9 protein-coding genes and 1 tRNA gene are annotated in these 14019 nt (G+C 53.1%); 5 read left to right on the forward strand and 5 right to left on the reverse strand.

All coding sequences use genetic code 11. The features are described from left to right. Positions 1-66 precede the first annotated feature (66 nt). Both ACOTY5_RS09350 and ACOTY5_RS09355 read left to right on the forward strand, forming a co-directional pair. Entirely contained in the window at positions 67-1629 is a 1563-nt protein-coding gene (locus tag ACOTY5_RS09350) for a bifunctional metallophosphatase/5'-nucleotidase (RefSeq protein WP_045142647.1), read from the forward strand. Between the two features lie 84 nt (positions 1630-1713). Further along, positions 1714-2595, forward strand: a complete 882-nt coding sequence (locus ACOTY5_RS09355; RefSeq protein ID WP_080336138.1) for a nucleoside-specific channel-forming protein Tsx — start codon at positions 1714-1716, stop codon at positions 2593-2595. A 154-nt stretch (positions 2596-2749) separates the two neighbouring features. Here the strand turns inward: ACOTY5_RS09355 and cbl are convergent, their stop codons facing one another. Together cbl and nac are read right to left on the reverse strand one after the other, a co-directional pair. Beyond that, entirely contained in the window at positions 2750-3700 is a 951-nt protein-coding gene (gene cbl / locus ACOTY5_RS09360) for an HTH-type transcriptional regulator Cbl (RefSeq protein WP_045142649.1), read from the reverse strand. Between the two features lie 96 nt (positions 3701-3796). Next, positions 3797-4714: a nitrogen assimilation transcriptional regulator NAC gene (gene nac / locus ACOTY5_RS09365; RefSeq protein WP_045142650.1), complete on the reverse strand. Its 918-nt coding sequence runs from the start codon at positions 4712-4714 to the stop codon at positions 3797-3799. A gap of 320 nt (positions 4715-5034) precedes the next feature. Between nac and ACOTY5_RS09370 the strand changes: the two genes are divergently transcribed. Continuing rightward, positions 5035-5110, forward strand: a tRNA-Asn gene (locus ACOTY5_RS09370). 84 nt (positions 5111-5194) lie between these two features. On the opposite strand, the gene ldtA is transcribed toward ACOTY5_RS09370, so the two are convergent. The 3 genes from ldtA to ACOTY5_RS09385 form a co-directional block, all read right to left on the reverse strand. Beyond that, the gene (gene ldtA, locus ACOTY5_RS09375) at positions 5195-6127 is read right to left on the reverse strand and encodes a L,D-transpeptidase (protein WP_062934157.1); all 933 of its coding nucleotides are present in this window, start codon (positions 6125-6127) and stop codon (positions 5195-5197) included. A 62-nt stretch (positions 6128-6189) separates the two neighbouring features. Further along, complete coding sequence (locus ACOTY5_RS09380; protein ID WP_421631899.1) at positions 6190-8883, reverse strand: cation-transporting P-type ATPase; 2694 nt, start codon at positions 8881-8883, stop codon at positions 6190-6192. 47 nt (positions 8884-8930) lie between these two features. After that, a complete protein-coding gene (locus ACOTY5_RS09385; protein WP_003859525.1) occupies positions 8931-9362 on the reverse strand; it encodes a universal stress protein in 432 nt (143 codons plus the stop codon). A gap of 474 nt (positions 9363-9836) precedes the next feature. Here ACOTY5_RS09385 and ACOTY5_RS09390 point away from each other — a divergent pair, with 474 nt between their 5' ends. Continuing rightward, on the forward strand, positions 9837-10922 hold the full coding sequence (locus ACOTY5_RS09390; RefSeq protein WP_062934159.1) for an efflux RND transporter periplasmic adaptor subunit: 1086 nt from the start codon (positions 9837-9839) through the stop codon (positions 10920-10922). Beyond that, positions 10922-13984 (forward strand): efflux RND transporter permease subunit, encoded by a 3063-nt coding sequence (locus ACOTY5_RS09395; RefSeq protein WP_045142654.1) that lies wholly within the window; start codon positions 10922-10924, stop codon positions 13982-13984. Before ACOTY5_RS09390 ends, ACOTY5_RS09395 begins: the two co-directional genes overlap by 1 nt. Positions 13985-14019 lie beyond the last annotated feature (35 nt).

The raw sequence follows: 14019 nt of genomic DNA on the forward strand, positions 1-14019 counted from the left end.
GTTTAAGGGTTCATACCTCTACATGGACCCTTTTCAAGCTATTGTTTTTTTTCAAGGGAATTGATTATGAAGAAAAATATAAAGCTGAGCCTGATTACGTTATGTTGGTTCGCAACGTTAACCGCCTCAGTTCATGCAAAAGATGTAACAATTTACTATACCAACGATCTACATGCTCATGTCTCTCCTGGGAAACTATCCACCGTTGACAAAGAACGTCTGGTAGGAGGTTTTGCGAATATAGCGACCATCGTCAATGATGCTAAGAAAATAAGTAAAGATGTTTTTTTCTTTGATGCAGGTGATTACTTTACCGGGCCCTATATAAGTACCCTGACCAAAGGCGAAGCCATTATTGATATCATGAACACCATGCCCTTTGATGCTGTGTCAGTGGGAAACCACGAATTTGACTATGGCGTTGATAACATGGTTAAGCAGTTATCAAGAGCACACTTCCCCATTTTGTTAGGTAATGTTTTTTATACCAACAGTGAAAAGCCCGTCTGGAATACCCCCTGGACGGTTGTCGAAAAAGATGGCATCAAAATTGGCGTAATCGGGGTACATCAGAAATTTGCATTTTATGACACGATTGCAGCTAAGGCTTACGCTGGTTCAGAGGCGCGTGATGAAGAGCCTTATATTCAAAAAGGGCTTGATGCCTTAAAAGGTAAAGTGGATATCATCGTGCTGCTTATTCATGAAGGTACGCCAGCGCGCCAGTCAAGCTATGGAAACAAAGACGTAGCCAGAATGCTACAAGCTGATATCGATACCGCGAAGAAATTTAAGGATATTGATGTATTAATCACAGGCCATGCCCATGTAGGGACGCCAGAACCGATTAAAGTTAATGACACTCTCATTGTTTCAACGGATGCCTATGGTACTGACATTGGTAAATTAGTATTGGATTTTAACCCTCAGACGAAGAAAATTGAGCGTTACAAAGGTGAATTAATCACTGTATTTTCTGACGAATATAAACCTGATCCAAAAGTACAGCTTAAAATTGATGAGTGGAATGCCAGTCTGAAAAAAATCACTGGCCAGGTTATTGGTTCGACAACGGCGCACTTTACGCGTTCATATGGGGAATCATCACCCGTCGGTAATTTGATAATTGATGCCATGATGGCAAAAGTGCCGGATGCCGTCGTTGGATTACAAAACAGCGGAGGGATACGTGCTGATTTCCCACAGGGAAATTTAACCTACGGCGATGTTATTACCACCTTCCCGTTTAATAATGACCTGGTTGAAATGGATCTTACCGGAAAAGATCTCACCGATTTAATGATCCATGCGACTAATCTCACCAATGGTATTTTGCAAGTATCAAAAAGCGTTCATGTTGTCTATGACAGTACAAAACCGCTGGGCAAACGTCTCATTAAATTCACTGTCAATAATCAACCCATAGATCCGACCAGGATATATCGGGTTGCTACACACTCATTTTGTGCGACAGGTGGCGATGGATTTGAAGCATTTTTAAAAGGGAAAAATATTAAAACTATTAACAGCACTACCTCTGCCGATTCAATTATTGATTATGTGAAGGCGCATAGCCCAGTTAAACCCGATCATGAAATGAGGGTGACTGATGTAAGCGCAGCAAAATGAATTAAACAAGAAGTGATTAAATACTGACATGTATTTTAAATACCACTCGCTTTTCACCATACTCCCATTAAAGGAAATACACGCATAAAAAAAATGAAATATCTTTTACCAGGCGCATTGATAATGCTCCCCTTCATTGCGTTTGCGGACTCTGGTAATAATGAATATCTATCAGACTGGTGGCATCAAAGCATTAATATAGTCGGCAGCAACTCTACTCGCTTTGGGCCACAAAAAAGGTCCGATCTCTATCCAGAATACCGTGCGTGGGCACATGTGGATTGGTTTGATTTTTACGGCTATGCGGATTTACCTAAATTTTTTGGTTTGGGAAATGACAACGACATTGGTATTTGGGACAATGGCTCGCCATTCTTTACAGAAATAGAGCCACGTTTTAGCATCGACAAATTAACGGGACTTGATTTGAGCGTTGGTCCATTTAAAGAATGGTATTTTGCTCACAACTATATTTATGATGCGGGTACTAACGAAGGACAGCGTCAAAGTACCTGGTATATGGGAATTGGGACGGATATTGATACGGGATTACCGATGACGTTATCTGCAAACATCTACGCTAAATACCAGGGGAATAATTATAACGCCGCCAACGAAAACGAATGGGATGGATATCGCTTTAAATTAAAATATGCTATTCCTTTAACTACACTGCTTGGCGGCAAGCTAAATTACATCGGTTTCACCAATTTTGATTTTGGCTCAGACTTAAAAGACGAATCAGGTGGCGAGCAATCCTTTTACTCCCGTACTAATGACTCAATAGTTTCTACCCATATCCTCAGCTTAGTTTACTCTCACTGGAGCTATGGCGCCACCCTTCGTTATTTCTATCATGGTGGGCAATTTGAAGAAGGCAGTAAAGCATATAATAGCAAAGGGCAGATCACCCGTATAGACTCTACGGGGTGGGCCTACTATTTAACTGCCGGATACACTTTTTAAATATGTCTAAAAGGAATTAGCCATTAAGAAATAAAATAATAATGCCATTCATTTATGGATGGCATTATTTTATTTAACCCGGTACACGTATGACCCAGGAAGACTTAGAGCCACTCTTACCGTTCCCGGCAGACAATGCGCCGCCGGGCAAAAACTAAATCTGATAATCAATCGCCACTTCTTCCGGCTCCATCACCTGGCGTTTGATCTCATCCACGGAGAGCCCCGCATTGCACAGCTCGATAAAACGCCACACATAGTTACGCTGAAGCTGCCCGCGCTTCAGCCCCAGCCAGACGGTGTTCGCATCGAACAGATGACGCGTATCCAGACGCACCAGATTACCGTCCTCATATTCTCCGCCAGACTGCTCGGCCACCAGGCCAATCCCCAGCCCTAACTCGACGTAGGTTTTGATCACGTCGGAATCCTGCGCGCTCAGCACCACGTCCGGCGTGAGCCCTTTACGCTTGAACGCTTCATCTATGCGCGAACGCCCGGTAATGCCCTGCCGGTAGGTGATAAGCGGCCATTTGACGATCTCTTCCAGCGTCAACGGTGAAACCTGGTTCAGCGGGTGTTCGGCGGGTAATAGCAGGCTGTGGTGCCAGCGGAACCACGGGAACGCCACCAGCAGCGGGTCATTGCTCAGCCGTTCACTGGCGATACCGATATCGGCCCCACCGTTATGCAGCAGCACTTCAATTTCCTGCGGCGTGCCCTGGATCAGTTCGAGACGTACGTCCGGGAAGATCTCACGAAATGCTTTGATAACCGTCGGAAGGCTGTAACGCGCCTGTGTATGGGTGGTGGCGATAGTCAGCACACCGGAAGCGTCGTTGGTAAAGAGATCCGCCAGCCGACGAACGTTGCTGGCCTCGTTGAGAATGCGCTCAGCGATGGTCAGCAATGCCTTGCCTGGCTCGGTCATACCCAGCAGGCGCTTGCCGCGACGGATAAAAATCTCAATGCCTAACTCCTCCTCCAGCTCGCGGATATGTCGGCTGACGCCCGACTGAGAGGTGTAAAGCATATTGGCGACTTCGGTCAGGTTGTAATCCCGCCTGGCCGCCTCACGAATAATTTTAAGTTGCTGGAAATTCACAATTCACTCCGGCGCATCTGACATAAGGCTATTGTTAGAGTCAGGCGGGCTGGAGAACAAATAATAAAAACCAGCATCTTATGCTTATTTGGAATATCAGCTGACGAGTTGCAGCTCGCGATTTTCCAGCGACGGCTTACTGACCAGAGACATCAGGATCTCTTTCACCGCCTGCGCCTGCGGTGACAGGGAGCCGCGCGCGGACATATTCAACGACAGCGGTAAGCTCATGGATGGCGTGGTGATGCGGGCCATCCAGCCGTTCGCCGCGCTGCACAGTGAACGTGCGGCAGACTCAGGCAGAACCGTTACACCCATGCCGCTGGCAATGGCGGCAGTCAGCGTGGAGATGGAATCAATCTCGCCGATAATTTTGGCCGTCAGACGGCGCAGCGAGAACGCTTCATCAACGCGCACGCGCACGGCACTGTAGTCACGCGGCAGGAACAGGTTCATCTCTGCCACAGCGGTTAAATCAATGCTCTGACCGGGACAATCACGGGTACCGACCAGGTAAAGATCTTCCTTCAGCAGCGGCTGGCTGGTGATCCCGGCAACCGGGGAGCGATCGTACAACACCGCCATATCCAGCTGACCACTGAGCAGTTTGTCATTGAGCACGGAACCACTGTTCTCATGCAAATAAACCAGCACTTCCGGTAGCTCCGCGCGCACCGCCTGTAGCAGCGGCATGGTTACCGACGATGCAGCCGTTCCCGGCGCCAGGCCAATGGAGACATGGCCACTCAGGGTCTGACCCACATTGTGCACAGCCAGCTGCGCCTGTTCACACTGACGCAGGATCGTGCGGGCATGGGTATATAAAATTTTTCCCGCTTCGGTAGGCGTTACGCCGCGCTTGGTGCGGATCAACAGTTGCTGGTCCATTTCGCCTTCCAGAGTCGCGACCTGCTGGCTCAGCGCAGGCTGCGCGATATGCAGCACTTCAGCCGCCTGGGTCAGGCTGCCGATATCGACGATTTTTACGAAGTATTTCAGTCGTCTTAAGTTCATGTTGCCCCCTGTTCGAAAATAGCGTGCCGGTAACGGCTGTGTTGTTAAACAGGTTTTGCAATATGGATGCCAGTTTTTTGCAGCGGGTGTATGTCGCTGCTAAGCGGCTGAAAATAAGGAAAGCCAATCACTGGTGCCTGTTTTGAGACGGGGACAACGGTTTCCGATCTGCCCCATTCGGGGTATATCTGCACAATAATGGTGCATTCCGTTGGCAAAAACGTCACTTTGCTGGTTTTGTCAGCAAACAGTTCAAAGTCGGCGATCCATCCTTTGACAAGGCGTACGCAGGTCGATAATATGCGCCCCGTTCACACGATTCCTCTGTAGTTCAGTCGGTAGAACGGCGGACTGTTAATCCGTATGTCACTGGTTCGAGTCCAGTCAGAGGAGCCAAATTTGAAAAGCCTGCTTTTAAAGCAGGCTTTTTGCTTTTCTGCGTTCGTGAAATTGTCGGGTGGCGGCTTCGCCTTACCCGACCTACGGTCCTGTAGGCCCGGTAAGCGCAGCGCCACCGGGCATAGCAAGCTTCACCGGCATCCCCGACCGCCGTTCCAGTTCAGCGCCCGCCCCTTCATTTATCAGCTGCGTCCTTTGCGTGGCCGAAATGGGTAGCGGCACCTTATTTGTCGATTCAAATTCCGCGCGATTGCGTGAAAGCGGCTCGTGAACCTCTACCCAACGGCTACCGTCCGGCTCGGTAGTCACTTTTACGGGCTGATCGATAAGCTGTACCCGCGTCCCCACCGAAACGTTATCGAACAGGTATTTGATATCGTTATTACGCAGGCGAATGCAGCCCTGGCTGACGCGCAGACCAATGCCGAACTTTGAGTTGGTACCGTGGATCGCGTACAGCCTGCCGATATAGAGGGCATACAGCCCCATCGGATTATCCGGCCCGGCGGGAACGAACGCAGGCAACGTTTTCCCCTCTTTCGCGTAAGCGCGTCGCGTATTTGGCGTGGGTGACCAGGTTGGGCCTTCCTGTTTGCGCTCAACGGCGGTTACCCAGTTACGCGGCGTTTCGCGCCCGGCCTGGCCGATGCCAATAGGCAGCACCTCAACCGTGTTGCTGCCGGGTGGATAATAGTAAAGTCGCATTTCCGCGACGTTCACCACAATCCCCTCGCGCACCGTTGGCGGCAGAATAAGCTGCTGCGGCACCACCAGCTGTGTTCCGGCTCGCGGTAAAAACGGATCTACCCCCGGGTTGGCTTCCAGCATATTGCTCAACCCCTGCCCGTGCTGCGCTGCAAACGCTTCGAGCGGCAGGGTATTGCCCTCAGGCACGGTGATGGTGACTGGCGCCCCCACCAGGCGGCTGCCCTCGGGAGGGAGGAGGTAGGTTACAGCAGATGCAGCGGGAACCAGAATACCAAGCGTAAAAACGAACGAGGCAAATCGAATCATAGTGTTCTGTACTCAGTCAAAGAGAAAGCCTGCCGGTGGGCAGGCTTAGCCTGCTCATTCAGTCATCTTTTCGTCGTGCGCCATCTCCGGGTAAGGACTTTTTCTGCTTCAACAATCATGAACATCGCAAACCCAATCAGGAAGGTGATGATCCAGTAGCGGAACGGTAGCGCTTCGGTACCGAACAGCATTTGCATGAACGGCGCATAGATGATCAGAAGCTGAAGGGCGAGAAGTACGCCGCTCACGATCCATATTCCCTTGTTAGCCAGCAGACCTTTACCCAGGGAGAAGCCGTCGGTGACGCGGCAGTTGAGCATGTAAAACCACTGGGCGGTGACCAGCGTTTGCAGCAACACGGTGCGGATGAACTCCGGCGAGTAGCCGCGAGGTTGCAGCCAGGCCTCCAGCACAAAGGCGCTGATGGCAATCATCAGGCCGACAAACACCACTCGCCAGATGGCATACCCGTCCATCACATGCAGGTTAGACTTACGCGGCGGCCGGTTCATGATGTCCTTCTCACCCGCTTCAAACGCCAGGCCAAACGACAGCGTTGCCGAGGTTGCCATGTTCATCCACAGGATCAGTACCGGTGTTAATGGGATCAGGTTTCCCGCCAGCAGGGCAATAATGATCAGCAGGGCCTGGGCGATGTTGCTCGGGATAACGAACAAAATGGTCTTTTTCAGGTTGTCGTAGACCCGACGCCCTTCATGGACCGCCCGGGCAATGGTGGCAAAGTTATCATCCGTTAACACCATATCGGCGGCTTCTTTGGTGACTTCAGTACCTTTGATCCCCATCGCGATGCCGACATCCGCCCGCTTCAGCGCCGGCGCATCGTTCACCCCGTCCCCGGTCATCCCGACCACTTCCTGCTTACTTTGCAGCGCCTGCACCAGGCGGAATTTATCTTCCGGGCTGGTTCGGGCAAAGATATCGTATTTTTGCGCCGCCTCGCTCAGCTGATGGTCGTCCATCGCCTCCAGCTCGCGCCCGGTAATGGCGCTCGCCGCGTTGCCAATACCCAGCATCTGTCCAATGCTCATCGCCGTTTGTGGATGATCCCCGGTAATCATTTTCACGCGAATGCCCGCCTGCAAGCAGTCGGCAATGGCCGAAATGGCTTCCGGGCGCGGGGGATCCATCATGCCCGCAATGCCGAGCAGTATGACCTCTTCTTGCAGATCCGCATGCGTCAGCTCGCGCTGCCCGCTGGCGGCCGGTTTCCAGGCCGCAGCCACCATGCGCAATCCTTCGCGCGCATACTCTTCAATCTTCTCTTCCCAGTAGTGCAGGTTGAACGGCTCCAGCCCGTTTTGGGTCTGCTGGTGCTGGCAAAGACGGAAAAGGACGTCCGGCGCACCGGTGATTAACATCACCTCTTCGTCGCCCAGGCGATAGAGGGTGGACATGTATTTATATTGCGAATCGAATGGGATTTTACTGCGCAGTTCGGCGTCGATTGCCGGAAGCGGGATTTTGGCCGCCAGCACCTTCAACGCGCCTTCGGTTGGACCGCCGGTGATTTTCCACAGCCCCTGCTCATCTTTGATCAGCTGGCTGTCATTACAGAGATCGACTGTGCGCAGATAGCGCTCAAGCACAGATCCCGGGGTCACGGTGACCGGTGTCGGATCGTCAACGGGGTGAATATTACCCACCGGCTCGTAGCTGTCTCCCTCCACGCGGTAGGTGGTGTCCGCGGTAATCACCGCTTTTACCGTCATCTCATTCATGGTCAGGGTGCCGGTTTTGTCCGAGCAGATAACCGTCATCGCCCCCAGCGTTTCCACGGTAGGCAGCTTGCGAATAATCGCCTTGCGACGCGCCATCGCCTGCACGCCCAGCGAGAGGATGATCGAGATAATGGCCGGTAATCCTTCCGGCACCGCCGCCACCGCAAGGCTAATCAACGACAGCACCAGCTCTGATACGGGCATATCACGGAAGATAAGACTGAAAACGAACAGCGCCAGCATCATCACCAGAATGGTGATAAAAATGGTCTTGCCGAGCTTGTCCATTTGCACCATCAACGGGGTACGGTGTTTTTCAATGTCTGACATCATCTGGTTGATATGGCCGAGTTCAGTCTCCCCACCGGTCGCCACCACCAGCCCTTTTCCCCCGCCGGAGCTGACGGTGGTGCCAGAATAAAGCAGGTTGTAACGGTCGCCTAACGGCAACTCCCCGTGGAGCGCATCGCTGCTTTTCTCCACTACCGTGGATTCGCCGGTGAGAATAGCTTCTTCCACCCGCAGGTTGTGCGCCTCTGTCACGCGAAGATCGGCAGGAATGCGATCCCCGGCGCGTATCACGACGATATCTCCGGGCACCAGCGCTGTCGTCGGGATGGTTTCATGGTTGCCCTGCCGGATGACCACAGCCTCGTTGGAGAGCATATTGCGAATACTTTGCAGCGATTTCTCCGCATTGCTCTCCTGAATATGGCCAATCAGGGCGTTAATGATGGCTACCCCAAGAATGACAAACATATCCACCCAGTGTCCCATTATCAGCTTCAGCAGCGCCGCCGCCAGAAGGACGTAAATAAGGACATCGTTGAAATGGGCCAGAAAGCGCAGCCAGCCAGGTTTACCCGGTTTTTGCGGTAAGGCATTTTCACCGTATTTTTCCAGCCTGGCGGTGGCTTCTGTACTGCTAAGTCCGTCGAGGCTGGATTGGATATTTGTCAGGGTTTCATCAACGGTTTGTTGATAATACGGACGGTGAGGCTTTTCTGTTATCATCGTTCCTTCCTCGGGTTCTTTTCAGAAATCACCTTGCTTTCATGACATTAACGAATAACGAAAACAGGAACATGCGCGTAACGAACGATACTCGCCGCCTCTGACCCTAATAAATGAGTTTGAATATTTGGATTACGCGATCCCACAATAATCGCACCGACGTTAAGCTCATCCGCCAGTTTGATTACCTCATCACGTATATTCCCGCTGCGAACATGTAGATGGACATTTGCTTCCGGCAGGTTGATTTTTTTTACCAGCGCAGCCAGTTTTTCTTTAGCATTATTAATCATATATTCATCCATCTTTCTCGCGTCTGCAATAAAACCGCGGGTCAGTTCCGCCGAGAACTTTGGCATAACGTACAGCAGATGGACATTACCCGATGCGCTTTGCGCCAGGAATTGGGCATGCTGTAGCGCTTTATCAGACAATGCTGTTTCGTATACATCCACCGGCACCAGAATCGTTTTATACATATCAAGCATCCTTTTTTATAACCAACACAACAGTGAGTTAATCAGGAGAGATCGCATCAAACCCATGGGTACAGGCGTGAATGCCTTTTACGGAAAAAAACGAATGGATGCTATTAAACGTAGCACAGGAATATCAGGATGTTATTCAAAGGGGATACACCATCGTAACGCTTGTTTCGCCTGAGTATGTCACGCCACTAATAATGGTTATTTAACATTTATTTATTCACCGACTATGCTCATAGTCAGGCATGCAACACGTTCATTCTCTTTATCCCGCGCCACCTTCAACCTCATGGAGGAATGCATGTACGGTTTAAGCCTGATTCGCCTTGGTTTGTTTATTGCGCTCGCCATTATCGCCAGCACAGCAATCGGTCTATTTACCTATGTGGTCGTCTCGGCCCTGGCAGAATAGCGCCACCCCAGCATTGATGACGAAATAAATAAAACAATTATTATCAGGGGAATACTGTGAAGCGCTACCTCTCTCTTCTGCCTGCTGTTTTATTGCTGCTGACGGCGTGCGATCCGAAACCCGACCGCGCCGCGCCCCTGCCGAAAATGGTAAAAGTCGCAGAGGTGATCAAGGCCGGCAACGCGCAGCAGCGCGTGTTTCCCGCACGTATTGAATCCGGCGATGCCACGGATCTCGCGTTCAAACGAGCCGGGCAGATTGAGACCCTGGACATTCGCCAGGGTGCCGTTGTCAAACAGGGGCAACGGCTCGCCAGCCTCAACGCCCGTGAAGCCCGGCAGCGCCTGAACGACAGGCAAACGGCGGCGACCCTGGCTCAGCGGCAATTCGACCGCTTCCAGACCCTGGCGGGCCGCCAGGCCGTGTCGAAAGCCGAGATGGATGTCCAGCGCGCCAACCGCGATTCAGCAAACGCCGCGCTACAGATTGCGCGCGAAGAATTAAGCCAGATGACGCTCGTCGCCCCCTTTAGCGGGACAGCGGCCAGCGTCCATGTGCGAAATCATCAGGTCGTCTCCGCCGGCCAGCCCGTCGTCACTTTGACCCGTACCGATCTGCTGGACGTGGTGTTCAGCCTTCCAGAGAACCTGTTTAACACCTTCGATATTCGCAATGCGCAGTACAAACCGGTAGTGAGGATCAACGCCCTGCCCGGTCGCGAGTTTACCGCTGTGTACAAAGAGCACTCAGGCAGTAGCGACAGCAACACATTGACCTGGCAGGTGATTTTAACCATGCCCCGCCCGGATGATTTTCCCGTCGTGGGCGGCGTCAGCGGAACGGTCACCATCAATTTAACCAACCTTCCGGCTGGTGTGGGCAGTGAGGCGCTGGTAGTGCCGGTTGAAGCGATCTTTAACCCGGATAACCGCCCGCGCAATGAGCCACATGTCTGGGTGGTGACGGGCGAAGGCGATACGTTGCACCTTGAAGATCGTAAGGTCAGCGTGGGGCAAGTCAGCGCTGAGGGGGTCGTCATCGTCGGTGGGCTTAAGGCCGGTGAACGCGTGGTGGCCGCAGGCGTTGGGGAGCTACATCCCAACCAGCCGGTACGTATCTGGACGCGTGAACGGGGACTGTAATGGATATCTCTCGTCAGTTTATCAGCAACCCGGTTCGCGTCTGGCTGACTATTTTGCTGCTGGGCGTAGGCGGCATTATTGCCCTGTTGAACATTGGCAGACTGGAAGATCCGGCGTTTACCATCAAAACGGCGGTGGTGATCACCCATTATCCGGGCGCGTCGGCGCAGCAGGTTGAGGAAGAGGTCACCCTGCCGCTGGAAAATGCGCTTCAGCAGTTACCTTATCTGGATAACGTCAGCTCCATCTCCTCCAGCGGCCTGTCGCAGATCACGGTCAATATAGCCTCGCGCTACCACTCAAATGCACTGCCGCAAATCTGGGATGAACTGCGTCGCCGGGTGGGAGATGCCGCCAGACAGTTTCCACCCGGCGTAGTGACCCCGTTTGTGAATGACGATTTTGGCGATGTGTTCGGCTTTTTCTTTGCCATTTCCGGAGATGAATTCAGCAATCCGGAACTGGTCCGGTATGCCGAGCTGCTGCGCCGGGAGTTGGTCCTCGTGCCAGGCGTGGGCAAAGTGGCCATCGGCGGAGCCCTCACCCAGCAGATTAACGTGGACATTTCTCTGAGCAAAATGGCCGCACGCGGGATAACGCTGAACCAGCTTTCTGCCCAGCTCAGCAGGCTGAACGTGGTCTCCAGCGCGGGAGAGATCCCCTCCGGTACTGAGTCAATTCGTCTGCATCCTACCGGTGAATTCGAAAGTATTGACGAGCTGGCCGATCTCATCGTGACCCCGCCGGGCGTTGGGGCGGCTACCCGCTTACGGGATATTGCCACCCTGTCACGCGGGCTGGATGCCTCCCCTGCCAGCATCTACCATGCCAACGGCAGAAAAGCCGTCACCATGGGCGTCTCCTTTATCCCCGGCGTTAACGTGATCGACGTGGGACATGCCCTGGAGGCGAAGCTAGAGCAGATGTCAGCCGAGAAACCGGCAGGTATCCATATCGACCTGTTTTACGATCAGGCGGCGGAGGTCGGGCATTCCGTTAACGGATTTATCATTAACTTCCTGATGGCGCTGGCGATTGTCATCGGCGTGTTGTTGATCTTTATGGGCTTACGCAGCGGGATCATTATTGCCTTTTCCCTCGCCCTCAACGTGCTGGGCACGCTGCTGATCATGTATCTCTGGGGTATTGAACTACAGCGCATTTCACTGGGCGCGCTGATCATCGCCCTCAGCATGCTGGTCGACAATGCCATTGTTATTGTCGAAGGGGTACTGGTAGCCCGGCAGCAGGGCTCGTCCCTGATGAACGCCATTAGCGACATTATTCGCCGTTCTGCGCTGCCGCTGCTGGGTGCAACGGTCATCGCCATCCTGGCCTTTGCGCCCGTCGGGCTGTCACAGGATTCCACCGGCGAATACTGTAAGTCGCTGTTTCAGGTCCTGCTGATTTCGCTCATGCTGAGTTGGTTCTCAGCCCTCACCATAACGCCAGTGCTGATTAAGTGGTGGCTGTTTAAACGAGATGCTGCACCGCCAAAGGCCGACGAAACGGATCCCTATGACAAACGCATCTATCGGATCTATCAGGGTGTGCTCAACGCGCTGTTACGGCGTAAAGCGCCAACGCTGGTAGTGATGGCCGCACTGCTGGCCGCCGCCATCTGGGGCTTTGGCTCGGTGCGGCAGAACTTCTTCCCCTCCTCCAGTACGCCAATTTTCTTTGTCGACCTCTGGCTCCCTTACGGTACCGACATTAACTGGACCGAGAAAATGACCGGTGATATCGAGAAAACCATTAACGGCCAGCCAGGCGTGGAAACTACGGTCTCGACGATTGGTCAGGGAAGTATGCGATTTATTTTGACCTACAGCGGACAGCGGCAGTACAGCAACTATGCGCAAATTATGGTGAGAATGGACGACCAGCGTAACATCCCCGCCCTGACCCGCCACGTTGATGAGTACATCGCACGAAACTATCCGCAGGTTAACGCCAGCACGAAGCGGGTGATGTTTGGCCCCTCCGGCGACAGCGCCATTGAAATACGTATTAAAGGCCCCGATCCGGACAGGCTGCGTCTGATCGCCAGCCAGGTAGACAACATCCTTACGCGCGATCCGGCGACGGACAGCGTCAGGAACGACTGGCAAAATCGCAGCAAAGTGATCCGCCCGCAGTACGTCACCGCGCTGGGACGTGAGCTTGGCGTGGATAAGCAGGACGTCGATAACGCACTGGAGATGAATTTCTCCGGCAGTCGGGCAGGACTGTACAGAGAAGGCAGCGACCTGTTGCCCGTGGTGGTGCGCCCGCCGGAAAGCGAGCGGCTGGACGCCAATCACCTGAATAACGTTCTGGTCTGGAGCCAGACCCGGCAGCAGTATATTCCGCTGAGCAACGTCATCAGCGGCTTCGCGCTGGAGTGGGAAGATCCGCTGATCCTTCGCCGTGACCGCTCCCGCGTGCTGACCGTGCAGACCGACCCTGACCCGCTAAGCCAGCAAACCTCCGGCGATATTCTCGCCCGCGTGAAGCCACAAATTGATGCCCTGCCCCTGCCCCACGGCTACAGCATTGAGTGGGGCGGTGACGCGGAGAACTCCAGCGAAGCGCAGCAGGGGCTATTTACCACGCTGCCGCTCGGCTATCTGGTGATGTTTGTGATCACGGTGCTGATGTTCAGTTCGGTGAAAAACGCCGTCGCCATCTGGCTGACCGTGCCGCTGGCGCTGATCGGCGTGACGCCGGGGTTTTTAATTACCGGCATCCCTTTTGGCTTTATGGCGTTGATTGGCCTGCTGAGCCTGAGCGGGATGCTGATCCGCAACGGCATTGTGCTGGTGGAAGAGATAGAACAGCAGAAAGTGCAGCAGGATCAGCACAGTGCGATCGTTTACGCCGCCACGTCGCGCCTGCGTCCCATCCTCCTCACCGCCTTTACGACCGTACTCGGCCTCGCCCCTCTGCTGCTGGATGTGTTCTTCCAGAGCATGGCCGTTGTGATTATGTTTGGGCTTGGGTTTGCTACAATCCTGACGCTGCTGGTACTCCCCGTAATTTACGCGTGTTTCCATCGTAAGGACAAAGCTGAACAACAATGAATGCGACAGGGCTGAATATCATCAAGACGCTGGGG

It is taken from the genome of Enterobacter cloacae complex sp. SHL018 (assembly GCF_049237905.1).
GTDB lineage: Bacteria > Pseudomonadota > Gammaproteobacteria > Enterobacterales > Enterobacteriaceae > Enterobacter > Enterobacter hormaechei_C.